Annotated in this window: 21 protein-coding genes; 10 read left to right on the top strand and 11 right to left on the bottom strand. The window is 67.0% G+C overall.

Annotated features, from left to right (window positions below; translation table 11 throughout):
- Positions 1-193 precede the first annotated feature (193 nt).
- A complete protein-coding gene (locus BW38_RS14785) occupies positions 194-589 on the top strand; it encodes a hypothetical protein (RefSeq protein ID WP_032975513.1) in 396 nt (131 codons plus the stop codon).
- 7 nt (positions 590-596) lie between these two features.
- On the opposite strand, the gene BW38_RS22160 is transcribed toward BW38_RS14785, so the two are convergent.
- Positions 597-731, bottom strand: coding sequence for a hypothetical protein (locus BW38_RS22160; protein WP_265350032.1), 135 nt, complete (start codon positions 729-731; stop codon positions 597-599).
- 44 nt (positions 732-775) lie between these two features.
- Here BW38_RS22160 and BW38_RS22080 point away from each other — a divergent pair, with 44 nt between their 5' ends.
- Entirely contained in the window at positions 776-925 is a 150-nt protein-coding gene (locus BW38_RS22080) for a hypothetical protein (protein ID WP_235189912.1), read from the top strand.
- 323 nt (positions 926-1248) lie between these two features.
- Here the strand turns inward: BW38_RS22080 and BW38_RS14790 are convergent, their stop codons facing one another.
- A complete protein-coding gene (locus BW38_RS14790; protein WP_032975512.1) occupies positions 1249-2676 on the bottom strand; it encodes an amino acid permease in 1428 nt (475 codons plus the stop codon).
- 97 nt (positions 2677-2773) lie between these two features.
- Positions 2774-4249, bottom strand: a complete 1476-nt coding sequence (locus BW38_RS14795) for an amino acid permease (RefSeq protein WP_025874781.1) — start codon at positions 4247-4249, stop codon at positions 2774-2776.
- 132 nt (positions 4250-4381) lie between these two features.
- Here BW38_RS14795 and BW38_RS14800 point away from each other — a divergent pair, with 132 nt between their 5' ends.
- Positions 4382-4996 (top strand): NUDIX hydrolase, encoded by a 615-nt coding sequence (locus tag BW38_RS14800; protein ID WP_032975511.1) that lies wholly within the window; start codon positions 4382-4384, stop codon positions 4994-4996.
- A 75-nt stretch (positions 4997-5071) separates the two neighbouring features.
- On the opposite strand, the gene serA is transcribed toward BW38_RS14800, so the two are convergent.
- Positions 5072-6313 (bottom strand): phosphoglycerate dehydrogenase, encoded by a 1242-nt coding sequence (serA, locus tag BW38_RS14805; RefSeq protein ID WP_032975510.1) that lies wholly within the window; start codon positions 6311-6313, stop codon positions 5072-5074.
- A 169-nt stretch (positions 6314-6482) separates the two neighbouring features.
- On the opposite strand from serA, the gene BW38_RS14810 reads away from it, so the two are divergent.
- From BW38_RS14810 to BW38_RS14820, 3 genes are all read left to right on the top strand, one after another.
- Positions 6483-7871 carry an FAD-binding oxidoreductase gene (locus BW38_RS14810; protein WP_032975509.1) on the top strand — a complete coding sequence of 463 codons (1389 nt, stop codon included), beginning with the start codon at positions 6483-6485 and terminating at the stop codon, positions 7869-7871.
- Positions 7872-7933: 62 nt separating this feature from the next.
- Positions 7934-8233: a DUF2388 domain-containing protein gene (locus BW38_RS14815; RefSeq protein WP_032975508.1), complete on the top strand. Its 300-nt coding sequence runs from the start codon at positions 7934-7936 to the stop codon at positions 8231-8233.
- Between the two features lie 40 nt (positions 8234-8273).
- Positions 8274-10106 carry a DUF4105 domain-containing protein gene (locus BW38_RS14820; RefSeq protein ID WP_032975506.1) on the top strand — a complete coding sequence of 611 codons (1833 nt, stop codon included), beginning with the start codon at positions 8274-8276 and terminating at the stop codon, positions 10104-10106.
- On the opposite strand, the gene BW38_RS14825 is transcribed toward BW38_RS14820, so the two are convergent.
- Both BW38_RS14825 and BW38_RS14830 read right to left on the bottom strand, forming a co-directional pair.
- Positions 10084-11151, bottom strand: a complete 1068-nt coding sequence (locus BW38_RS14825; RefSeq protein ID WP_025874770.1) for an ATP-binding protein — start codon at positions 11149-11151, stop codon at positions 10084-10086. The two genes, BW38_RS14820 and BW38_RS14825, sit on opposite strands and share 23 nt — an antisense overlap.
- Entirely contained in the window at positions 11151-11867 is a 717-nt protein-coding gene (locus tag BW38_RS14830) for a response regulator (protein WP_025874768.1), read from the bottom strand. Before BW38_RS14830 ends, BW38_RS14825 begins: the two co-directional genes overlap by 1 nt.
- 130 nt (positions 11868-11997) lie before the next feature.
- On the opposite strand from BW38_RS14830, the gene BW38_RS14835 reads away from it, so the two are divergent.
- The 4 genes from BW38_RS14835 (at position 11998) to BW38_RS14850 (ending at position 17505) form a co-directional block, all read left to right on the top strand.
- Positions 11998-13146 carry an efflux RND transporter periplasmic adaptor subunit gene (locus tag BW38_RS14835; RefSeq protein ID WP_032975505.1) on the top strand — a complete coding sequence of 383 codons (1149 nt, stop codon included), beginning with the start codon at positions 11998-12000 and terminating at the stop codon, positions 13144-13146.
- 21 nt (positions 13147-13167) lie between these two features.
- Entirely contained in the window at positions 13168-16332 is a 3165-nt protein-coding gene (locus tag BW38_RS14840) for a multidrug efflux RND transporter permease subunit (RefSeq protein ID WP_032975503.1), read from the top strand.
- Positions 16313-16705 carry a nuclear transport factor 2 family protein gene (locus BW38_RS14845; RefSeq protein ID WP_032975502.1) on the top strand — a complete coding sequence of 131 codons (393 nt, stop codon included), beginning with the start codon at positions 16313-16315 and terminating at the stop codon, positions 16703-16705. Before BW38_RS14840 ends, BW38_RS14845 begins: the two co-directional genes overlap by 20 nt.
- An 83-nt stretch (positions 16706-16788) precedes the next feature.
- Positions 16789-17505 carry an MliC family protein gene (locus BW38_RS14850; protein ID WP_032975501.1) on the top strand — a complete coding sequence of 239 codons (717 nt, stop codon included), beginning with the start codon at positions 16789-16791 and terminating at the stop codon, positions 17503-17505.
- A 72-nt stretch (positions 17506-17577) separates the two neighbouring features.
- On the opposite strand, the gene BW38_RS14855 is transcribed toward BW38_RS14850, so the two are convergent.
- From BW38_RS14855 to BW38_RS14875, 5 genes are all read right to left on the bottom strand, one after another.
- Positions 17578-18111 (bottom strand): hypothetical protein, encoded by a 534-nt coding sequence (locus BW38_RS14855; RefSeq protein WP_032975540.1) that lies wholly within the window; start codon positions 18109-18111, stop codon positions 17578-17580.
- Entirely contained in the window at positions 18101-18667 is a 567-nt protein-coding gene (gene yeiP / locus BW38_RS14860; protein ID WP_006363947.1) for an elongation factor P-like protein YeiP, read from the bottom strand. The genes BW38_RS14855 and yeiP overlap by 11 nt, the downstream gene beginning before the upstream one ends.
- Positions 18668-18716: 49 nt before the next feature.
- The gene (locus BW38_RS14865) at positions 18717-19487 is read right to left on the bottom strand and encodes an SDR family NAD(P)-dependent oxidoreductase (protein WP_032975499.1); all 771 of its coding nucleotides are present in this window, start codon (positions 19485-19487) and stop codon (positions 18717-18719) included.
- A 79-nt stretch (positions 19488-19566) separates the two neighbouring features.
- Positions 19567-22140, bottom strand: a complete 2574-nt coding sequence (locus tag BW38_RS14870) for an EAL domain-containing protein (protein ID WP_032975497.1) — start codon at positions 22138-22140, stop codon at positions 19567-19569.
- Positions 22137-23030: a hydroxymethylglutaryl-CoA lyase gene (locus tag BW38_RS14875; protein ID WP_032975495.1), complete on the bottom strand. Its 894-nt coding sequence runs from the start codon at positions 23028-23030 to the stop codon at positions 22137-22139. Before BW38_RS14875 ends, BW38_RS14870 begins: the two co-directional genes overlap by 4 nt.
- Positions 23031-23035: the final 5 nt, after the last annotated feature.

Raw genomic sequence — 23035 nt, 5'->3', positions numbered from 1 at the left:
GCAGAAGCGGGTCGCTTCGCTGCGCTTGCTCATGAAGCGACGCGGGCGTTTGGATCGAGGCAGATCTGCCGGCAGATGAACAGGCGATTGGCCATCATTGGTGAAAGCGGTTCCGGTCGTGGACAAGCCTGATGCATCGCCGCCACGATCGAATCGGCACTGATGAAAGGGGGCTGCCATGGAAAGGAAGGCGATGTGGTGCAGGCGAGTTGCAGGTGCGGCGGTGGTCCTGGTGGTGGTGTCCACCAGTGGCTGTGTGACCGAGTGGGTGCCACGTACGAATGCAGCGGATTACAGCTACTCGACCGACTACTGCTCTACGGAGTCGAGAGGGCAGTGGCCGGTGAAGAACGAAGTTGCAACGCGAACCGTCTACGTAGAGAAGCTGGAGAAGTGCAGGGAAGATGACAAGAGCAAGTGCGACGTGGATGGAAAATACAATCGCGTGCAACAGCCGGAAATCGAGAGCTATGTGATGGATGTCAACGAGAGCAGCCGCCGCAGCGCCTACACCAGTTGCATGTGGTACTGGGGCTGGTCGGAACAGGAGCGCTGGCTGTGGCAGCGCAAACCAGACACGTCGCATTGACGCCGCTTCATTGCAGGGAAGGGCGCACGCGGATGCCGATGGTGATGCGCATGTAAATGGCTGTGTTGCTGGCCTTGTTGACCTGTAGATGCGCAACCGAATGGGCACGCTTCAGCGACCATGTCGATTCGCTGTGAGTCATGTTGGCGCTACAGGGCCGAAGCGAATGAGAAGTGGCCGGAGAATATGGAGATTGTCGACCGCACCGAGGAGATCGAGGTGCAGACCGTCTGCAAGGAAGGCGAGACATGCGACGTGGATGGCAAATACAAGAAGATGTTGAAGACGGAGCGCTACGCCGTAGACATCAACGCGAATAGAACCATGAACACTTAATGGGCTGCATGAGCGGCACTGGTTGGATACAGAAGACCATCTGGTTCAGCCGCAGGTGCCCCTTATCCCACAGCCGACACATCTCAGCGCCGCTGATATCCACGCATGGCGTGGATCTACTGGACGCGCCAGGACGCTGTCGGGGCGGGGAGGGGTGAGATTGCGGGGGCGTGAGCCGCATGGATGCGGCGATCGAGCTTACAGGGACGTACTTGCAGCGTCCCCCGCAATCTCACCCCTCCCCGCCAAACCCTCAGACCCGCTGTTGCTGTTGCCGTTGCCCCAGCGGGTGCAGGGCCGCAGGCCCTGCGATGCAGAAAACCTTACTTCCCCCGCAGGCGGCTGTGTTTGAACCCGTAGAAGAAGTAGATCACGAAGCCGACAAACGTCCACACGCCCATCAGCATCCAGTTGTGCAACGTCATCGCCGACAGCAGCGCCAGGCAGCTGATCACGCCCAGGCTGCAGACCAGCCATGCACCCGGAATGCGGAACGGGCGCGGCAGGTCGGGCTGCGTGCGGCGCAGGATCAGTACGCCGGCGCAGACCGCCGCGAAGGCGATCAGCGTGCCCATCGAGGTCAGCTCGCCGAGGATGTCCAGCGGGAACAGCGCCGCCAGCAGGGCGATGCCGATGCCGGTGATGACGGTGTTGATATGCGGCGTGCGGTACTTCGGGTGGATCTTGGTGAACACCGGCGGCAACAGGCCGTCGCGGCCCATGATCATGAAGATGCGCGGCTGGCCGATGATCATCACCAGCACCACCGACGACAGGCCGATCAACGCACCGATTTCCACCACCACCCGCAACCAGCCCAGCTGCGGATGCGCGGCCACAGCGGTCACCACCGGCTCATCGGTGCCCAGCAGCTGGTAGGGCACCAGGCCGGTCATGACCGCGGCCATCGCGATGTACAGCACCGTGCAGATCACCAGCGACAGCATCATGCCGATCGGCATGTCGCGCTGCGGTTTGTGTGATTCCTGCGCGGCCACCGATACCGCTTCGAAGCCGATGTAAGCGAAGAACACCATCGCCGCGCCACGCAGCACGCCTTCCATGCCGTATTTGCCGGGGCCTTCGTTGGCCGGGATGAACGGGGTCCAGTTGCTGGTGTCCACGTACTTCCAGCCGACCACGATCACCAGCACGATCAGCCCGGTCTTGAGGATGACCATGGCCATGTTCATCGCCGAGGATTTGCTGATGCCGACGTAGCACAGCCAGGTCAACAGCAGCACCAGGATCGCGGCGGGAATGTTGGCGATGGCGCCGGTGGGCCGCAGCTGCGCATCCAAGGGGGCGCTGACCAGCGCCGCCGGTAGATGGATGTCGAAATGGCTGAGCAGGCTGAGGAAATACCCGGTCCAGCTGACCGCCACGGCCGAGGCGGAGACGCCGTACTCGAGCACCAGCATCCAGCCGATGAACCAGGCCGAGAGCTCGCCGAAGGTGGCGTAGGTATAGGTGTAGGCGCTGCCGGAAACCGGCACCATCGCCGCGAACTCGGCATAGGCCAGGGCGCAGAAGGCGCAGCAGATCGCGGCCAGCACGAACGAGAGCATGATGGCCGGGCCGGCGTGGTTGGCGGCGGCCTGGCCGGTGATGACGAAGATGCCGCCGCCGATCACGGCGCCGATGCCGAGCGCGGTCAGGCCCCAAGGGCCGAGGTGGCGACGCAGGCTCAGGCCGTTGGCGTCTTCATGGGCGGCATGCGGATGCTTGGTGGCCCACAGTTGCTTGAACATGTGTGGTGGTCTTGTGCGATGCGCCCGGTGACCGGGCGCGGGCGGAAATGCTTGCGGATATCGACGGGCCGGCGCAGGGGCCGGCCCGTCGGGAGGATCAGGGCGACTTGGCCAGCTTGCTGTGGCGCATGCCGTAGCCGAAGTAGATCAGCAGGCCCAGCACGGTCCAGCCTACGAACAGGTGCCAATGCACCACGAACGCCTGCCAGAACAGGAACAGGCACGACAGCGCGCCCAGCGGGCAGATCACCCACACCAGCGGCACGCGGAACGGACGGTGCAGCTCCGGGCGGGTGTAGCGCAGGATCAGCACGCCGATGCAGACCGTGGCGAAGGCCAGCAGGGTACCCATGGAAACCAGTTCGCCCAGCACGTTCAGCGGCACCAGGCCGGCCAGCGAAGCGGCGATGACGCCGACCACGATCGTGGCCCAGTACGGCGTGCGGAAGCGCTTGTGGACCTTGCCGAACACTTTCGGCAGCAGGCCATCGCGCGAGATGGTGTAGGCGATGCGGGTCTGGCCCATCATCATCACCAGCACCACCGAGGACAGGCCGGCGATCGCGCCGATTTCCACTGCGGTCTTCAGCCAGGACAGGCTCGGGTAGGCTTCCAGCGCGGTGGCCACCGGCTTGTCGGTGCCCAGCAGGTGGTAGGGCAGCATGCCGGTCAGCACCGCGCAGACGATGATGTAGACGATGGTGCACACCGCCAGCGAGCCGAGCAGGCCGATCGGCATGTTGCGCTGCGGGTCCTTGGTTTCACCGGCGGCGGTGGAGACCGCATCGAAGCCGATGTAGGCGAAGAACACGATGGTGGCCGCGCGGAACACGCCGCTCCAGCCGAACTCGCCGGACACGCCGGTGTTTTCCGGGATGAACGGGTGCCAGTTGGCCGGGTCCACGTGGGCCGCGCCGATGCCCACGAACAGGCAGATCACGAAGACCTTGATGGCCACGATGATCGCGTTGACGAACGCGGACTGGGTCACGCCCACGTACAGCAGGCCGGTCACCGCCGCCACGATCAGCACCGCCGGCAGGTTGAACAGCTTGCCGGAGGCGGCGAACTCGTGCCCGTTCCAGGCGATCGGCGCCGCGCTCAGCGCGTCCGGGAACGGCATGTGCAGCGTGGTGGTGATGAAGCTGATCAGGTACGCCGACCAGCCCACCGCGACCGAGGCCGAGGCGAACAGGTACTCCAGCACCAGGCACCAGCCGATGAACCAGGCCATGCCCTCGCCAAGCGTGGCGTAGGAGTAGGAGTAGGCGCTGCCGGAGACCGGCATCATCGCTGCGAACTCGGCGTAGCACAGGCCGGCCAGCGCGCAGGCGATGCCGGCGAACACGAACGACAGCATGACCGCCGGGCCGGCGTGGTTGGCCGCGGCCTGGCCGGTGAGGACGAAAATACCTGCGCCGATCACCGCACCAATGCCAAGCATGATGAGGTGTTTCGCCGTGAGGGTCCGTTTCAACGTGGCTTCGCCATCCAGGCTGCCTTCGATGGGTTCGCCGGCATCGACGTGCCCGGCCGGTTCGACCGGCTTGACCCTCAACAGAGCTTTCAGCATGCAGTACTTCCTGATGATCGGATTGGGAGGGCCGCCAGTACATTGCCGGCGGCCTGGAATCGTGAAAGCCGTGCGAACGGCCCGCTGTACCTTAGCCAATGCTGAAGGCACCGCACAAGCGCAAACGCAACAATGAACGGCGATAATGGCAGGTATTTTTCCAGGCACCCCGCATTCATGAGCGAAACCACCGAATCCCTTGCCGCACTTGACGATCGCTTGCGCGGCCTGCTGCATGACTATGCGCGCAAAGAACCCGCCCACGACGCCCTTGCTGCCGAATTCAGCACATTGATCGACGATGCGGAAGATGCTTTCCGCCGCGAACGCCTGGCCGGCCACTTCACCGCCAGCTGCTGGCTGGTCAGCGCCGATGGCCAGCGGCTGCTGCTGACCCACCATCGCAAGCTGCAGCGCTGGCTGCAGCTGGGTGGCCACGCCGACGGCGACCGCGATCTGGCCCGGGTAGCGTTGAAGGAAGCCGAGGAGGAATCGGGCCTGAGCGGCCTGGTGCTGGATGATCCGGCCATCTTCGATATCGACAAGCACTGGATTCCCGAGCGCAAGGATGTGCCGGGGCACTGGCACTACGACGTGCGTTTCGTGATCCGTGCGCTGGGCGGAGAGAGTTTCGTGCTCAGCGAAGAGTCGCTGGAGCTGGCCTGGCGACCGGTGGCCGAGGTCGCCAGCGATCCCCAGTCGGACGAATCGATGCAGCGCATGGCGCGCCGTTGGCTGGCGCGCTGAAAGACGCATCCACGCCACGCGTGGATGACGCAATGCCGGACGCATTCCGCCGGGCCACGCCCGGCGACGTACATCTCAATACAGGATGCGGGTGCGCAAGGTGCCCGGAATCGCCGCCAGCTCGTCACGCACCGCGCTGGCCTGCTCCTCGCTGGCGGTGATGTCGATCACCACGTAACCCACCTTCGGGTCGGTGCGCAGGAACTGGCCGTCGATGTTGACGTTGTGCCGCGAGAAGATCTCGTTGACCTTGGACAGCACGCCCGGCACGTTCTGGTGGATGTGCAGCAGGCGCAGGCTGTCGGCGTGCTCGGGCAGGGTCACTTCCGGGAAGTTGACCGCGGACAGGGTGCTGCCGTTGTCGCTGTAGCGCACCAGCTTGGCCGCCACTTCGATGCCGATGTTGTCCTGCGCTTCCAGCGTGCTGCCGCCGACGTGCGGGGTCAGGATCACGTTGTCGTGGCGGGTCAGCGGCGATTCGAAGATATCGCCGTTGCCCTTCGGCTCGACCGGGAACACATCCAGTGCAGCGCCACCGATGTGGCCGCTGGCCAGTGCTGCATCCAGCGCATCGATGTCGACCACGGTGCCGCGCGCGGCGTTGATCAGGTGCGCGCCGCGGCGCATCTTCGCCAGCTCGGTGCTGCCGATCATCCACTGCGTGGACGGCGTCTCCGGCACGTGCAGGGTCACGATGTCAGCACGCGCCAGCAGGTCGTCCAGGCTGGCCGCCGCACGGGTATTGCCCAGCGACAGCTTGGTTTCCACATCGTGGAAGATCACCTGCATGCCCAGCGATTCGGCCAGTACGCCGACCTGGGTGCCGATGTGCCCGTAGCCGATGATGCCCAGGACCTTGCCGCGCACCTCATGGCTGCCGCTGGCCGATTTCGACCAGCCGCCGCGATGGCATTCGGCGTTCTTCTGCGGGATGCCGCGGGTCAGCATGATCGCTTCGGCGATCACCAGTTCGGCCACGCTGCGGGTATTGGAGTAGGGCGCGTTGAATACCGGAATGCCGGCCAGCTCGGCCGCATCCAGGTCGACCTGGTTGGTGCCGATGCAGAAACAGCCGACCGCGATCAGGCGCTTGGCCTCGGCCAGCACCTCGGCACTGAGCTGGGTGCGCGAGCGGATGCCGACGATGTGGGCTTCGGCGATGCGCGCCTTCAGTTCGTCCTCGGGAAGCGCCTTGGTGTGCGCCTCGATCTGGCTGTAGCCGGCGGCGCTGAACACCTCCACGGCGGTCTGGCTGACCCCCTCCAGCAACAGCACGCGGATATCCTGCTTCGGGAACGAGGTCTTCTTCGGCGACATGGGGCGGCACGGCCAGTGGGACAGGGGCTGACCACTATGCCAGATCGCAACGCCCATGGTGCAGTGCGCAATTGGTTGCAACTGCAGCTATTGAAGGCTCTGCAGGGCTGGACGCTGGGCCCGGCCACTGGCACGCTTGCCCGTTCTTCACGCCCCGCGCTGGACCGTCATGACCGATTCCCGCATCGCCTCGTTGCAGCAGGCCTGTCCCGGCCTGAAGCTGAAGACCGACCCTGCCGACCTGGAGCATTACGGCCGCGACTGGACCCGGCGCTGGACACCGGCGCCGCTGGCGATCGCGTTGCCGGCCACGGTTGAAGAAGTGCAGGCGGTGATGCGCTGGACCGCGGCCGAGGGCGTGGCGGTGGTTCCCTCCGGCGGTCGCACCGGCCTTTCCGGCGGTGCGGTAGCGGCCAATGGCGAGCTGGTGCTGAGCCTGGAGCGGATGAACAAGGCGCTGGACTACGATGCGGTCGACCGCACCCTGGTGGTGCAGGCCGGCATGCCGCTGGAGGCGCTGCACAACGCGGCCCTTGAACATGGCCTCATCTATCCGGTGGACTTCGCGGCGCGCGGGTCGTGCTCGATCGGCGGCAACATCGCCACCAATGCCGGTGGCATCCGGGTGATCCGCTACGGCAATACCCGTGAATGGATCGCCGGACTGAAAGTGGTTACCGTCACGGGCGAACTGCTCGAGCTCAACAAGGGCCTGATCAAGAACTCCAGCGGCTACGATTTCCGCCAGCTGCTGATCGGATCGGAGGGCACGCTGGGCGTGATCGTCGAGGCCACGGTGAAACTCACCGACCCGCCGCCGGCCAGCAACGTGATGCTGCTGGCGCTGCCCAGCTTCGACGTGCTGATGCAGGTGTTCGCCGCCTTCCGTGCGCGGCTGCAGCTGCAGGCCTTTGAGTTCTTCACCGACCGGGCGCTGGAACATGTTCTGGCCCATGGTGCGCAGGCACCGTTCGATGAAGTGCATCCCTATTACGTGGTGACCGAGTTTGCTGCCGGTGACGAGGCGCAGGAGGCGGCGGCGATGGCGGCCTTCGAGGACTGCATGGGCAACGGCTGGGTCAGCGACGGCGTGATCAGTGCCAGCGATGCCCAGGCGGCGCAGCTGTGGCGCCTGCGCGAGGGCATCACCGAGGCGCTGGCGCGCTACAAGCCCTACAAGAACGATGTCTCGGTGCGGATCTCGTCGATGCCGGCGTTCCTGGCCGAGACCCAGGCGCTGATCGGCGAGGCCTACCCGCACTTCGACGTGGTCTGGTTCGGCCACATCGGCGACGGCAACCTGCACATCAACGTGCTCAAGCCGGACGGCACCAGCGACGCGGACTTCGTAAGCCAGTGCGAGCATGTCACCAAGCTGCTGGCGCAGGTGCTGGCGCGCTTCAATGGCAGCATTTCGGCCGAGCACGGTATCGGCCTGGTCAAGAAGGGCTACCTGGACAGCACGCGTGGACCGGCCGAGATCGCGCTGATGAAGGCGGTCAAGCGCGCGTTCGATCCCGAAGGGCGGCTGAATCCCGGCAAATTGTTCGACCTTTGACACGGGCAAAGTCTTCACCCAGCCGTTACGCTCCACCCACCCAATCGATGAACTCCCTGACCATGATCCGTCCGTTCCTGCTGCTTGCCCTGTTGTCCCTGCCACTGGCCGGCGTCGCTTCGAGTTTTGCCGGCACCTCGGCCGGTTCGGCGACGGGCGCCTCTTCGGGTTCCTCGGGCAGCAGTTCGGGCGATGACAAGGTGGTGCTGGCTGCCCGCGATGATGCGGCTGCGTTTGTCGCCAGCGATGGCCAGATCCGTGGCGCGCGCCTGCAGGCGGCACTGGTGCACCTGCGTGAGCAGGATGCAGCTGCGCAGCAGCAGAGCGACCTGCAGCTGGCACGCGCCCTGCTGGCGCGTTGATCCAGCGCCCGGGTAGTGCCGGCCGCTGGCCGGCAACCTCATGACACCTGCGTGGAACGCTGCCGGGCATGGCCCAACGCGACGGAGGCGGATGGGCTGGCTCGCTGCGTTGGCGTGGCTGGTCATTCCAACAGCCCATGCCGCCAACCGCCTGCAGCTGGACCCGGCCAGGCTGAGCCCGGCGCAGCAGCAGGTCGCAATGCAGACACTGGCTGATGTGCAGTCGTTGCTGCCCGACGGCCTGCTGCGTGCCTTGCCCGCGCAGGTGCAGGTCGGCTGGCGTGACGACCTGCCCGCCAACGTGCATGGCCGTGCCTTCGCCGGGGGCATCGCGCTGCGCCGCGACCTGCTGGACGACGATGTAGCCGGTGCCCGACGCGCCCGGCGCAGTGCGCTGGTGCACGAACTGACCCATGTTGCCGACCGCACGGGGGCGCACTGGTCACGCAGCGCCCGTTGGCTTGACCTTGCAGGTTGGCAGCGCAAGCCCTGGCATCTGGGTCGCGGTGACAACGCCTTCCGCGACCGCAGTCCCGATGCCTACGAACTGACCGACCCGGCCGAGTACCTGGCGGTGAACGCCGAACACTTCGTGCTCGATGCAGAGTTCGCCTGCCGCCGTCCGGCCTTGGCGCAGTGGTACCAGGCGCATTTCGGTACGCCGCCCTCGCTGCCCGCGCCGCACTGTGCGGGCACCGTTCCGCTGCTGCAGGCCGATGCGGAAGAGGGCGCTGCATCGCTGCTCGCACTGGACCCGGCGCGGGTGTATGCCGTGGACTACCTGTTCGCCGAAGGCAGTGCGCAGCCGATGAGCCGCTGGGGCCACAGCATGCTGCGGCTGGTGATCTGCCGTCCTGGACGCGCACCGGGCCCGGACTGCAGGCTGGACCTGGAGCATCATCGGGTGCTGTCCTTCCGCGCCTTCGTCGGCGATGTGCAGATCTCCAACTGGCGTGGCCTGACCGGTGGTTATCCTTCGCGCCTGTTCGTGCTGCCGCTGCAGCAGGTGGTGGACGAATACACCAAGGTCGAACTGCGCGGACTGGCCTCGCTGCCGCTGCAGCTGGACCGCAGCGAGATCGCCAGCCTGCTCGAGCGCACCGCCCAGGTGCACTGGAGCTATGACGGTCGCTATTACTTCGTCAGCAACAACTGCGCGGTGGAGACGGCGAAGCTGCTGCAGGCCGGTGTCCCGCGCCTGGGCGAAGCCGGGCTGGCACAGCTGAGCCCGCGCGGGCTGCGCCGCCGCCTGGCGCGGCTGCACGCACTGGACGAGCAGGTGCTGGCCGATCCCGTGCAGGCCCAGGCGCAGGGCTACTACTTTGCTTCTGCGCGCGACCACTACCAGCAGTTGTTCGCGGTTGCCGCCGCGCAGATGGCGCTGCCGGCGCGCGATGTGCGCGCATGGCTGGCGCTGACGGCGCAACAGCGCGCACCGTGGTTGCTGCATGGTGATGTACGCGCCAGTGCCGGCCTGTTGCTGCTGGAACAGGCGGCGCAGCGGCGCGCGGAGCTGCGTGCGCGCGATGCACTGAAGCGACGGTTGCTGGCCAACCCGGACAGCAGCGCTACCCGCTCGCTGCGCGCGTTGCTGGAACAGAGCGGGCAGTGGTTGCGGCCGGGCCAGTTGCTGGCCGACGCTGGCTACGGCCTGCCGCAGGCGGACGAACAGGCGGAGGTGGCACGGGCAGCGGCCGCCGCCAGCGTACAGGCGGTACCCGCCTGGCAGGCGCTGCGCGTGCAGCTGCGCGCGCAGTTGCCGTCATCACAGCAGCGCGAGCTGGATGACATCGACCGCAATCTCGCTGTGTTGGGTGCGCACGTGCGTGAGCAGGCGGCCGCAGTGCCGCCTACTGGCGCGGCAGCTCGATGATGAAACGACTGCCGCCGCTGGTGCCCGGGGTGCAGTAGACCTGGCCACCGTGCGCATCGGCGATGGCCTTGACCACCGCCAGGCCGAGGCCACTGCCACCGCCCAGGCGCGATCGTGAGCCGTCGCCGCGCATGAATGGATTGAAGATGTCCGCGTGCAGGGCCGGGTCGATGCCCGGGCCTTCGTCTTCGATCGCCACCTGTACATGGGCCACGGTGTCATGCACGGCGATGCGTACCTTGCCCGGGTTGGCATAGCGGCGCGCGTTTTCCAACAAGGCCAGCAACGCCTGCCGCAACCGCGTCGGGTCGCAATGGGCGGGGTGTTCCTCGCGGCTGGTTTCCAGCTCCAGCACGAAACCGGCGCTGCGGAACGCGGGATCCACCAGGGTCATCACCGAATGCACCTCGGCCACCACATCGGTACGGGCGCGGCGCACGTCGAGGCGGGCGTTGTCGGCCAGGCTCAACACCCGCAGGTCCTCGATCAGCCGTGACAGGCCCTCGACCTGCGCCAGCAGGCTGCGGAACTGCGACTCATCGGGCTGGAACACGCCTTCGGCCAGGCCCTGCAGGCGGCCGCGCAGGATCGTCACCGGCGTGCGCAGTTCGTGGGCGATGGCCGCGTGCCACATCACCCGTTCGCTTTCCATATGCTGCAGGCGGCGTGCCATTGCGTTGAAATCGTCCACCAGCGCTGCGACCTCGCCGGGCGAGTTGGCCTCGGCCGTGGCGCGCGCCCCGAGATCGCCGCCAGCCAGCGCACGCACGCTGTCCACCAGTGAATTGAGCGGTGACAGGATGCGGTGGGCCAGTCGAAACGAGGCGGCAATCGCCAGCGCCAGCCCGGTCAGGATCACCCCGACCATCCAGGCCAGCTCCGGTCCGCTTGGCAGCCAACCTTCCGGCTCTTCGGCGCTGGCCGGGAAGAACTCGATCAGTACGGCGTACAGCAGCCACGAAGAGAGGATCACCATCACGATGACGCCAACGACCATCAGCGACATCGATACGATGATGTGCCGGCTGAGCCCGGAGCGGCGCATCAGCGGTCGGCCATCAATCGGTAGCCGACACCGCGCACGCTGGCCGGAATCTGGGTGAGACCCACTTCGTCCAGCTTGCGCCGCAGCTTGCTGACATGGCTGTCCACGGTGCGCTCCAGCGCTTCGCTCTCCGGCAGGCATTCGTGCATCAGCTCGCTGCGGCTGAAGATCCGTGACGGGGCCAATGCCATGCAATGCAGCAGCTTGAACTCGGTGAGGGTCAGCAGCAGCTCGTGGCTGTAGCCGTCGCCCTCCACATGCACCGCGTGGGTGGCGGTGTCGATCAGCAGCGGGCCCACGCGCAGGGCGCTGGGCGCATCCGCCCGCGGGCTGCGCAGCGTACGCCGCAGTACTGCACGCACGCGTGCCGCCACCTCCGCCGGGTTGAACGGTTTGACCACATAGTCATCGGCGCCCATCCGCAGCGCGGTCAGCTTGTCCAGATCCTGGTCCAGCGCGGTCAGCATGATCACCGGCGTTTCGCCGCGCTGGCGCAGCTGGGTCAGCACGCTCCAGCCATCCAGTCGCGGCAGCTGCACGTCCAGCAGCACAAGGTCCGGGCGCATGCTGCGATGCATGTCCAGGGCGATCTGGCCATCGGCCGCACGCAGGGTGCGCAGGCCCTCGCGTTCAAGGTAGGCAGCAAGGATGTCGGCGATCTCGGCTTCGTCCTCGACGATCAGGACCAGCGCCGCGAGGGCAGGGGAGGCATGCATGGCAAGGCGAGGCCGGAAGGTGCTTGTCCTCCATCGTATCTCCACAGTTCCTCCATCGAAACCCCATCATCGCCACGCACACTGCGCGCTTCATGATTCCTCAGCCGCGTCTGCGGCACTGTGCACAGCAATGAGAACCTTCAGGACTCCGGTCGCGCTGGTCGCGGCCTTCGCCTTGGCCATGACGGCCTGCTCCCGCCCCGAACCCACCGTCGAAGCCGTGCCGCGTGTCAGCGTGGTCACCGTTGGCCCGCAGGTGGTGCAGCGCGATGATGAACTACCCGGTCGGGTGGCGGCGGTGCGCACCGCGCAGATCCGTGCGCAGGTCGGCGGCATCGTGCAGCGCCGGATGTTCGAGCAGGGCGCGGAGGTGCATGCCGGAGAGCCTCTGTTCCAGATCGACCCGGCGGCGTTCCGCGCCGACGTCGATTCGGCGCTGGCTGCCCTGCAGCGCAGCGAGGCGGCACTGGGGCGCAGCCGGCTGCAGTCACAGCGGCTGCAGGCATTGGCGGCCGCACAGGCGGTCAGCCAGCAGCACCGCGACGATGCCAGTGCCGAGCATGAGCAGGCTCGGGCAGCGGTCAACGAGGCGCGCGCGATCCTTGCGCGACGCCAGCTCGACCTGCGCTACGCCACGGTCAGCGCACCGATCGATGGCCGCATCGATCAGGCGCTGGTGACCGAAGGCGCGCTGGTCGGCGTCGCCGATGCCGAGCCGATGGCGGTGGTGCAGCAGATCGACCAGGTCTACGTGGACGTGCGCCAGCCTGCTTCGCAGCTGCAGTCCCTGCAGCGCAGCGCGGTGGACGGCGAGTTGCCGGTGACGATCATCGGCGCGGCGGGTACGCCGCTGCCCGAGCGCGGCCGGCTGCTGTTCTCCGGTGTCAATGTCGATGCTCGCACCGGCGATGTGATCCTGCGCATCCTGGTCGACAACCCGGAGCGGCAGTTGCTGCCGGGCATGTACGTGCGTGCGCGGGTGCCCCGTGGTGCGCCGGCCAGCGCGTTGCTGCTGCCGCAGCAGGCAGTGCTCCGCAGCGCCGGTGGCCAGGCCTATGCCTGGGTCATCGCCGCCGATGGCAAGGCGGTGATCCGCACGCTGGAGGTGGACGGCAGCGTCAACCGGCAATGGCTGGTGCGGCACGGCCTGAAGGCCGGCGAGAAGGTGGTGGTGGAAGGCCAGGAGCGCCTGCAGGAAGGCGTACTGGTCGATCCGCGCGACTGGCAGGTGCCGGTCGCCAGTGCCAGCGCACCGCCGACATCCGAACGCCAGGGCTGAGCCCTTCCAGGAACCTACGACATGGCCCGTTTCTTCATCGATCGCCCGGTATTTGCCTGGGTGCTGGCGATCTTCGTCATCCTGGCCGGCGTGCTGGCCATTCCGCGGCTGGCGGTCGAGCGCTACCCGGCGGTCGCACCGCCCAGCGTCAGCATCTATGCCAGCTATCCCGGCGCCAGCCCGCAGACATTGAATGATGCGGTGGTTGGCCTGATCGAGCGCGAGCTGTCCAGCGTCAAGCACCTGCTGTACTTCGAATCGTCGGTGGACACCTCCGGTGAAGCGTCGATCACCGCCACCTTCAAGCCCGGCACCGACCCTGAGCTGGCGCAGGTAGACGTGCAGAACCGGATCAAGGCGATCGAGCCGCGCCTGCCGCGCAGCGTGCGCCAGAACGGCCTGTTCGTGGAGGCGGCCGACTCCGGGTTCCTGATGCTGGTGGGCCTGCGCTCACCCGATGGCAGTGTCAGCGAAGCGGCGCTGGGCGATTTCATGGCGCGCAACATCATCGAGGAGCTGCGGCGCATCGACGGCGTCGGCCGCGTGCAGCTGTTCGGTGCCGAACAGGCGATGCGGATCTGGCTGGACCCGACCCGCCTGACCGGCTACGGCCTGACCATGGGCGATGTCGCCAGCGCGATCGAGCAGCAGAACCTGGAGATCTCGCCGGGCCGCATCGGCGATTCGCCCGGTGTTCCCGGCCAGCGCATCACCGTGCCCTTGAGTGCCGAAGGCCAGCTGTCCACGCCCGGGCAGTTCGCGGCGATCGTGCTGCGCGCCGGTGCCGATGGTTCGCGGGTGCTGCTGGGCGACGTTGCCCGGGTCGAACTGGGCGCGCAGAGCTATGCCTGGGGCACGCGCGAAGATGGCTATCCGGCGACGGCCGCCGGCGTGCAGCTGCGCCCCGGTGCGAATGCGGTGCGTACTGCCACGGCGGTGCGCGAACGCATGGCCGACCTGCAGCCGCTGCTGCCGCAGGGTGTCGAATCCAGCATTCCGTTCGATACCGCGCCCTTCGTGAAAGTATCGATCCAGAAGGTGCTGCAGACCCTGATCGAGGCGATGCTGCTGGTGTTTGCAGTGATGTACCTGTTCCTGCAGAACTGGCGCTATACGCTGATCCCCGCCCTGGTCGCGCCGATCGCGCTGCTGGGCACCTTCGCGGTGATGCTGGCGCTGGGGTTCTCGATCAACGTATTGACCATGTTCGGCATGGTGCTGGCGATCGGCATCATTGTTGACGACGCGATCGTGGTGGTCGAGGGCGTGGAGCGGATCATGGCCGAAGAGGGGCTGCCGCCGCGCGAGGCCACGATCAAGGCGATGCGTGAGCTGACCGGTGCGGTGATCGGCATCACCCTGGTGCTGACGGCGGTGTTCATCCCGATGGCGCTGGCCAGTGGTTCGGTTGGTGCGATCTACCGCCAGTTCAGCGTGGCGATGTCGGTGTCCATCCTGTTTTCGGCCCTGCTGGCGCTGAGCCTGACCCCGGCGCTCTGCGCGACGCTGCTGCGGCAGGGCACACGTGGTCACCATGGCCGCGGCGGCGTGTTCGGTGCGTTCAACCGCGGCTTCGAGCGCATGACCGGGCGTTACCAGCAGGGCGTGGCGGCCGTACTGCGGCGCAGTGGCCGGGTGATGGGCCTGTTCGCTGCCTTGCTGGTGGCACTGCTGATCGGCCTGCATTGGTTGCCGGGTGCGTTCCTGCCGGAAGAGGACCAGGGCTATTTCATGACTTCCATCCAGCTGCCGGCCGAAGCAACCGCCGAGCGTACGCTGGCGGTGGTCGAAGCTTACGAACAGCATGTCGCCTCGCGGCCGGCGATCGCGTCCAACCAGGCCATCCTCGGCTACAGCTTTTCCGGTTCCGGCCCAAGTGCGGCGCTGACCTACACCATGTTGAAGGACTGGGGTGAACGCGGCGGCAGCACCGCATCGGACGAGGTGAAGGCGGCGCAGCAGGCCATGGCAACGGTCCCGGAAGGCGAGGTGATGAGCGTGATGCCGCCGGCCATCGACAGCCTTGGCCGTTCCTCCGGCTTCTCGCTGGCGCTGCAGGCGCGTACCGGACAGGGCCAGGCCGAGCTGCGCGCTGCCCTGCAGCAGCTGTTGAAGCTGGCAGAGGCAAGTCCGTTGCTGGCCGATGTGAATGCCGATGGCCTGCCGGCGGGCAGCAATGTACGGCTGGACATCGATCGCGCCAAGGCCGAAGCGATGGGCGTGGCGTTCACCGACATCAGTGCCACGTTGTCGGCGGCAATGGGCTCGCAGTACGTCAACGATTTTCCAAATCGCGGGCGCATGCAGCAGGTGATCATGCAGGCCGATGCGCCGTACCGGATGGAGCTGGAGGACGTGCTGAAGCTGTATGTCCGCAACAGCGAAGGCGGCATGGTGGCACTGTCCGAGCTGGTCACCCCGCACTGGACCGAGGCGCCGCTGCAGCTGCAGCGTTACCTGGGGTTCCCGGCATTGAATCTGTCCGGCACACCTGCCGGCGGGGTGTCCACCGGCCAGGCGATGGTCGAGATGGAGCGCCTTGCCCAGCAGCTGCCAGCGGGCTTCGCCCTGCAGTGGACCAGCCAGTCGCTGCAGGAGCGTGAGTCCGGCGCACAGGCGCCGTGGTTGCTGCTGCTGTCGATGCTGGTGGTGTTCCTGGTGCTGGCGGCGTTGTACGAGAGCTGGTCGATCCCGCTTGCGGTGATGCTGGTGGTGCCGTTGGGCCTGCTCGGCGCTGTTGCTGCGGTGTTGCTGCGCGAGATGCCCAATGACGTGTTCTTCAAGGTCGGCATGATCACGGTGATCGGACTTTCGGCGAAGAACGCGATCCTGATCGTCGAGTTCGCCCGCCAACTGCAACAGCAGGGACGCGGTCTGGTCGAGGCGACCATCGAAGCAGCACGCCTGCGATTGCGACCGATCGTGATGACCTCGCTGGCGTTCGCGCTGGGCGTGGTGCCGCTGATGCTGGCGCAGGGGGCTTCAAAGGAAACGCAACAGGCCATCGGTACCGGCGTGTTCGGCGGCATGGTCAGTGCGACCGTGTTGGCCGTGTTCTTCGTGCCGGTGTTCTATGTGGTGGTGCAGGGGGCGCAGCAGTGGCTTGCGCAGCGCCTGCGCCGACGCCGGCCGACGCCGGGAGGGAGCGTGGATGGAAAGCAGGTGGATGGAAAGCAGGAACGCTGAGGGCCTGTACGAGGCGCAGCTGCGCGTGTTGGAGCAGCAGCTGCGGGATGCGCTGCTGGACGGCGACCATGGCGCAGCCACTGCGCTGCTGTCACCGGTGTTGTTCATGATGGACGGGCAGGGCGGGCGGGTGCTCGAGCTGCCCTGGTTGAGGGACTGGCAGCAAGGGCGCCTGCAGATTCTTGCGCTGCAGGTGCATGCAGTTGAAACGTTGCTGTGTGGTCGGCTGGCGTTGTTGTCCGGCGATGTTCAGCTGCATGTGCATTGGCGGGGACGCGAACACGTGCAGCGCTTGCGCTTGTTGCGCGTCTGGACAAGCGCTTCCAGTGCCAGCGGCGCGCAGCTGCTGTCGATGGCGGTGCTGGCAGGCTGAACAGGGTCATGCGGCTTTCAGGCCCCGTTTGCGTGCAGATGGTAGGGTCCAGGGTCTCTGTAGTTTCGACAAGGAGTCGAGCCATGCGTGTAATTCCCAGTCTGTTGGCTGCCTCCCTCGGCCTCGCGCTGAGCGCCTGCCAGCCGGCCCAGGCGCCGGCCGCCAGTAATGCAGGCGATGCGGCCGCAACGCCGGCACCGGCACCGGCACCGGTGGCCGCCGACGCTGATGGCGGCGGCAAAGGCGCCGGCAACGAAACCCTCTATCGCTGCGGCGACCTTGATGTGCGCGCGACCTTCAACGGAGAGGACGCAGCGACGGTTGTGATTGGCGGGCGCAGTTTCGCGATGTCCTCCGAACGTGCGGCCTCCGGTGCGAAGTATGGCGACGGCAAGGGCAACAGCTTCTGGACCCGTGGCAGTGACGAAGCGCTGCTCAGCCTGAAGGGCGAGGCGGACCGCGAGTGTGGCGCGGTGGAAGCGACCGAGGGCGATGGCAGTGCCGGCAACGCGGCGTTCCGTGCCACCGGCAACGAGCCGGGCTGGCTTGCCGTCGTCGACGGCGATACGCCGGGCCTGCAGGTGGACGTGGATTACGGCGAGCGCCGTTTCACCGTCGCCAAACCGACCGAGGGTGCGGATGGCTGGGTGGGCAAGGCGGCGGATGGCACCGACATCAAGCTGAGCTTCCAGCGCACCACCTGCCAGGACGGCATGAGTGGCGAGACATTCGAAGCCAAGGCGATGCTGGCCGTGGGCACGCGCCAGTACCACGGCTGCGGCAACTTCGGCGGCAAATAAGAAAAAGGGGACGGAGGGGATGACGTTGTTTGTGCCATGAACGACGTCATCCCCTCCGTCCCCTTTTTTGCGTCAGCCCTCGCAGGGCTTCAGATCCAGATCGGGGGACAGGTCGTAGCGCAGGTTCACGCCGATCAACGCCTGCCGGATCGCGCAGTCATCGCGATGGCGGGCCACCAGGTCGGCAAAGATCTTCTCTCGATCGTCGCAGAACCTGGCGATGGCGGCCTCCAGCTCGCGACGACGGGCGTCGTCGTAGGGTTCTTCGCCGGCAAAATGCTGGCAGCTGTTCTCCCGTTCGATGAAGGCCTGCACATCGGCCGGCATGCCGCAGTAGATGCGGATGTCCTGCACGAAAGCGACGTCGTCGGGGACGCTGCAACCGGCGGCAGCCCGCGCCTGTTGCTCCTCCTCGGGGCTACCTGCCAGCGTCGCCACAGCATCTGCTTCATCTGCAGCCGGTGCAACCGCAGCGGCAGCGGTGTCCGCTGCGGCGGGCTGCGTCACCGCGTCCGCGGCGACGTCACCGGTGCTGTCCGCTGCGCGCGGCGAGCACGCCACGAGCAGGGACAGGCAGGCGATCAGCGCAGCGCGGTTAATCGGCACGGCCGGCAAATTCGCCGGTAGCGGTGTTCACCAGCACACGCTCGCCGTTGACGATGTACTCCGGCACCATGATCTCGATGCCGGTGTTGAGCTTGGCCGGCTTCGGGCGCTTGGTGGCGGTGCCGCCCTTCAGTTCCGGCGGCGTCTCGATCACTTCCAGCACCACCGAGGCCGGCAGCTGGATGGCCACCGGCTGCTCGTCGATCACCTGCACGTAGATGCCGGTCAGGCCGTCGGTGATGTAGCCGGCGTCATCGCCGATCACGTCCGCGTCCAGGGTGTAGGGCGTGTAGTCCTCGTCGTCCAGGAACACGAACGCATCGCCGTCCTTGTACGAGTAGGTGGACTGGCGGCGCAGCAGTTCGACTTCGACCAGGTTGTCGTCGGCATCGAAGCTGGCGTCGAGCTTGTTGCCGCCCGGCACGCTGTACATGATGAAGCGGAAGCGGACGTTGCCGCCGCGACCCTGCGGCGAGCTGCGCTCGATGTCGCGGATCTGGTAGACGCCGTTGTTGAACTCGACGACGTTGCCCTTCTTGATGTCGTTGGCTTTCATGATGATGTTGGTCGTTGGGGGAGGGCGCCGTCCCGGCGCCCGGGGGGAATCACTTCGGAGCGAGCCGGGTGGCGCCGTCCAGGCGGATGGTCTCGCCGTTGATGTAGGTGTTGCCGAGGATGTGGCCGACCAGGCTGGCGAAGTCTTCCGGCTTGCCCAGGCGCGACGGGAACGGGATCGAGGCGGCCAGCGATTCCTGCACGGCTTCGGGCATGCCATCGACCATCGGTGTCCAGAACACGCCCGGCGCGATGGTGTTGACGCGGATGCCGAAGCGCGACAGCTCGCGGGCCATCGGCAGGGTCATCGCCACCACGCCGCCCTTGGAGGCGGAGTAGGCGGCCTGGCCGATCTGGCCTTCGTAGGCGGCAACGCTGGCTGTGTTGATGATGACGCCGCGCTCGCCGTCCACGCCGGCCTCGTTGTGCTGCATGCGGTTGGCTGCGGCCTTGGCGACATTGAAGCTGCCGACCAGGTTGACCATCACCGTGCCCTGGAACCCGGCCAGCGGCATCGGGCCTTCCTTGCCCAGCACGCGGCCAGCGCCGAGGATGCCGGCGCAGTTCATGGCGACATTCAGGCCGCCGAGGAAATCGCAGGCCTGGTCGATGGCCGCCGACACGGACGCTTCATCACTGACGTTGACGTTGAAATAGCGGGCGTTGTCCTGCCCCAGGCCGGCAACAGCGGCCGCGCCCTTGGCGTCGTTGAGGTCGAACAGGGCGACCTTGCCGCCCTCGGCAACCAGGTGCTGGGCCACGGCCAGGCCGAGGCCGGAGACGCCGCCAGTGATCACGGCACGTACGGAAGACAGCTGCATTGCACGGTCCTGCAGGTTCAAGAACCGCCGATTCTAACGGAAGCGACGGCAGCCGCCGTTGTGCACTGCGCCGCCGGCCTCAGCCCAGTTCGCGGGCGCGGCGCAGGCGACGTTCGAAATCCGCTGCGGGCAGGCCATGGGCGAACAGGAAGCCCTGGCCGACGGTCACCCCCAGGTCGAGCAGGCACTGCCGTTGTGGCTCGGTCTCCACGCCTTCGGCGACCACGCCCAGCCCCAGGCTGCGCGCGATCGCGCAGACTGCCTCGCACACCGCCACGTCCGAACGGTTGCGGGGAATGCCTTCGACAAACAGCTGGCTCAGCTTCAGCCCATGGATGGGCAGGCGCCGCAGGTAGTTCAGGGCGCTGTAGCCTTCGCCGAAGTCGTCGATGGTCAGCATCACCCCCATTTCGCGCAGGCGGGCGAAGGTGCGTAGGGTGTCCGGCGCATCCTCGATCAGCACCCGCTCGGTGAACTCCAGTTCCAGCACGCTGCCGGGCAGGCCGAACTCGTCCAGCACCTGCCGCACCCAGCGGGCGAGATCCTCACCGACGAACTGCCGCCAGGACACGTTGACCGCCACCCGCACCAGGCCGAGCCCGTCATCCTGCCATTGCCGTACCTGCCGGCAGGCCTCGCGCAGCGCCCATTGGCCGATGCGCACGATGTCGCCGGTGTGCTCGGCGTGGCGGATGAACAGGTCCGGACGCATTGGCCCCAGCTGTATGTTGTGCCAGCGCATCAGCGCCTCGCAGGCGATGGTGGCGCCGCTGCGCAGGTTGACCTGTGGCTGGTACACCAGATGGAACTCGTCGCCATCGAGGGCCTTGTGCAGCCGGCTCTCGATCTGCAGGCGGTCATGCTGGCGCTGTGCCAGTTCCGGGGAGAACACCTGCCAACCGTTGCGGGTGCGGCGCTTGCACTCGTACATCGCCGTGTCGGCGTTCTGGATCAGCTGCTGCGGCCGGTTGCCATCGCGCGGTGCGCGGGCGATGCCGATGCTGGCGGTCACCGGGAACTCGTCGCTGCCCAGCTGGAACGGTGCCGAGAACGCCGCAGTGATGCGCTCGGCCAGCTGTTCGGCCTGGTCCGGCTGGTCGCGCAGGTCGCAGATCACCAGGAACTCGTCGCCGCCAAAGCGTGCAAGCAGGCCTTCGGTGCCGATCGCAGTGGCGATGCGCCGGGTCGCTTCGATCAACAGTTCATCACCGGCGTTGTGGCCAAGCAGGTCGTTGACCACCTTGAAGCGGTCCAGGTCGATGTACAGCACCGCCACGCGGTCGTGGCTGGGGCTGTCCATGCGCACGCCGAGGTCGCTCAGCACCGCATCGCGGTTCATGATTCCGGTCAGCGGGTCGGTGCGGGCCTGCACGCGCAGGGTTTCCTCGGCCTGCTTGCGCTCGGTGATGTCCTGCACGGTGCCGGTGATGCGGGCGGCATCGACATCGCCGGCCGAGACCTCGCCGATCATCCGGATCCAGAACGAGTGGCCATCGCGGCGCTGGCCCTGCAGCTCCAGGCCGAAGCTGCTGCGGTGTTCGATGGTGTCGGCCAGCGCCTGCTGCAGGGCGGCGCGGTCGTCGCTGCGCAGGCAGTCCAGCAGGTCGGGCATGTCCTCCAGGTCGGCCGGCTGGCCGACGATGCGCCGCGCTTCATCGGTGAGGTACAGGCGCTGCAGGCCGCGATCCCACTCCCAACCGCCGATATGGGCCAGTGACTGCGCGCGCGCGAACAGGGTGTTGTTGCGCTTCAGCTCGGTGATGTCACTGAACATCGCATAGACATGGTCGGCTTGGTCGCAGCCGTTGCCGAACACCGGCACGTTGGTGGTGGACAACCACAGCATGCGTCCGCGCGGGCGGTGGTACAGGCCGATGATGGTGCTGCGGATCACCCGCCCGGCCTGGAAACAGCGGCTGGTCGGCCACTGTGACTGGGTCAACGGGTGACCATGTTCGTCGACGATGATCCACGCTTCGGGATCGAGCATCGCGTTCAAGCCCACGCCGCCACCGGTGAGGCCGAGGATGCGATGTGCGGCCGGGTTGGCCGACAGCACGCGCAGGTCGCGGTCGAACAGGATCACGCCCTTGTCGATCGATTCCATCAACAGGCGATAGCGCGACTCGGCGCGCCAGCGCCCGCTCAGGTCGCGGGCGACGGCGACGATGCAGGGTTGGCCGCGGTCCTGGAAGCCGGCCGAGTGCACCTCCACCGGAAAGCGGCTGCCATCACCGCGCATGTTGGTCACTTCGATGACGTAGGTGTCGCCGCGGTTCAGCGCTTCCCACACCGGTTGCAGATGGTCGCTGGGCAGGTCGGGATTGAGCAGTTCGATCGGCTGGCCGACGATGTCCTCGCGCGGGCGGTCGTAGGCGACGATGCCTGCGCGGTTGACGTCCAGCACCACGCCTTCGGCGCTGAGGATGCTGACCGGGTCGGGCACGGCGTCGAACAACGCGGCATAGCGGGCCTGGGTATCCAGTTCGCGCTGCTGCGAATCGGCCAGCGCCTGCCGTGCCTGGCGCAGCAGCCTGGCCTGGGCCCGCGATGGGGAAGCGGCCAGCGCCGCATCCAGAGCGGCCAGCGCGACGTCGGTTGCGGCGGGTGCATCGCCGGTGGCCGGACGGTCGCGCGGGCCGCTGTCGTTCATGTCGCCGCCAGCGCCTGCCCGGCGCGGCTGGCGGTCGCGCGGCCGAGCAGTCCGGCCAGCCAGCGGCCGGTCTCGGCCAGCGACGGCAGGTCGACACCGCATTCCAGGCCCAGGCCCTGCAGCAGGTACACCACGTCCTCGCTGGCCACGTTGCCGCTGGCGCCCTTCGCGTACGGGCAGCCGCCGGCACCGGACACCGCACTGTCGACCACGCGCACGCCTTCTTCCAGGCAGGCGGCGATGTTGGCGATGGCCTGGCCGTAGGTATCGTGGAAGTGCACGGCCAGTGCGCTCATCGGGATCTCGGCAGCCACCGACTGCAGCATCGCGCGGGCCTTGCGTGGCGTGCCGACGCCGATGGTGTCACCCAGCGAGATCTCATAGCACCCCATCTTGTGCAGTGCGCGGGCCACGCGCACCACATCGGCCAGCGGTACCTCGCCCTGGTAGGGGCAGCCGAGCACGGTGGAGACGTAGCCGCGCACGCGCACGCCGTCGGCGGCCGCGCGGTGCAGGATCGGCTCGAAGCGGGCCAGCGACTCATCGATGCCGGCGTTGGTGTTTGTGCGGTTGAAGGCTTCCGATGCAGCGGTGAACACCGCGATCTCCTGCACGCCGACGGCGCGCGCACGGTCGTAGCCCTGTTCGTTCGGCACCAGCACCGGATAGGCGATGCCCGGGCGGCGCTGGATGCCGGCATAGACCTCGGCAGCATCGGCCAACTGCGGAACCCAGCGCGGGCTGACGAAGCTGGTTGCCTCGATCGTACGCAGGCCGGTGGCCGACAGGCGATCGATCAGGGCGATCTTGTCGGTGGTGGCCACGGCCTGCTTTTCGTTCTGCAGCCCGTCGCGCGGGCCGACCTCGACGATGCGGACGAAATCGCTCATCGCGG

It is taken from the genome of Stenotrophomonas sp. RIT309 (genome assembly GCF_000632045.1).
Classification (GTDB): Bacteria; Pseudomonadota; Gammaproteobacteria; order Xanthomonadales; family Xanthomonadaceae; genus Stenotrophomonas; species Stenotrophomonas indicatrix.
The sequence above is the reverse complement of the archived record's forward strand: the minus strand, read 5'-3'. Positions and strand labels throughout refer to the sequence as shown.

Coding starts and splice junctions, on each gene's coding strand:
- BW38_RS14785 (WP_032975513.1), top strand. CDS start 194: ATGTGGTGCAGGCGAGTTGCAGGTGCGGCGGTGGTCCTGGTGGTGGTG.
- BW38_RS22160 (WP_265350032.1), bottom strand. CDS start 731: ATGACTCACAGCGAATCGACATGGTCGCTGAAGCGTGCCCATTCGGTT.
- BW38_RS22080 (WP_235189912.1), top strand. CDS start 776: ATGGAGATTGTCGACCGCACCGAGGAGATCGAGGTGCAGACCGTCTGC.
- BW38_RS14790 (WP_032975512.1), bottom strand. CDS start 2,676: ATGTTCAAGCAACTGTGGGCCACCAAGCATCCGCATGCCGCCCATGAA.
- BW38_RS14795 (WP_025874781.1), bottom strand. CDS start 4,249: ATGCTGAAAGCTCTGTTGAGGGTCAAGCCGGTCGAACCGGCCGGGCAC.
- BW38_RS14800 (WP_032975511.1), top strand. CDS start 4,382: ATGAACGGCGATAATGGCAGGTATTTTTCCAGGCACCCCGCATTCATG.
- serA (WP_032975510.1), bottom strand. CDS start 6,313: ATGTCGCCGAAGAAGACCTCGTTCCCGAAGCAGGATATCCGCGTGCTG.
- BW38_RS14810 (WP_032975509.1), top strand. CDS start 6,483: ATGACCGATTCCCGCATCGCCTCGTTGCAGCAGGCCTGTCCCGGCCTG.
- BW38_RS14815 (WP_032975508.1), top strand. CDS start 7,934: ATGATCCGTCCGTTCCTGCTGCTTGCCCTGTTGTCCCTGCCACTGGCC.
- BW38_RS14820 (WP_032975506.1), top strand. CDS start 8,274: ATGACACCTGCGTGGAACGCTGCCGGGCATGGCCCAACGCGACGGAGG.
- BW38_RS14825 (WP_025874770.1), bottom strand. CDS start 11,151: ATGCGCCGCTCCGGGCTCAGCCGGCACATCATCGTATCGATGTCGCTG.
- BW38_RS14830 (WP_025874768.1), bottom strand. CDS start 11,867: ATGCATGCCTCCCCTGCCCTCGCGGCGCTGGTCCTGATCGTCGAGGAC.
- BW38_RS14835 (WP_032975505.1), top strand. CDS start 11,998: ATGAGAACCTTCAGGACTCCGGTCGCGCTGGTCGCGGCCTTCGCCTTG.
- BW38_RS14840 (WP_032975503.1), top strand. CDS start 13,168: ATGGCCCGTTTCTTCATCGATCGCCCGGTATTTGCCTGGGTGCTGGCG.
- BW38_RS14845 (WP_032975502.1), top strand. CDS start 16,313: ATGGAAAGCAGGAACGCTGAGGGCCTGTACGAGGCGCAGCTGCGCGTG.
- BW38_RS14850 (WP_032975501.1), top strand. CDS start 16,789: ATGCGTGTAATTCCCAGTCTGTTGGCTGCCTCCCTCGGCCTCGCGCTG.
- yeiP (WP_006363947.1), bottom strand. CDS start 18,667: ATGAAAGCCAACGACATCAAGAAGGGCAACGTCGTCGAGTTCAACAAC.
- BW38_RS14865 (WP_032975499.1), bottom strand. CDS start 19,487: ATGCAGCTGTCTTCCGTACGTGCCGTGATCACTGGCGGCGTCTCCGGC.
- BW38_RS14870 (WP_032975497.1), bottom strand. CDS start 22,140: ATGAACGACAGCGGCCCGCGCGACCGTCCGGCCACCGGCGATGCACCC.
- BW38_RS14875 (WP_032975495.1), bottom strand. CDS start 23,030: ATGAGCGATTTCGTCCGCATCGTCGAGGTCGGCCCGCGCGACGGGCTG.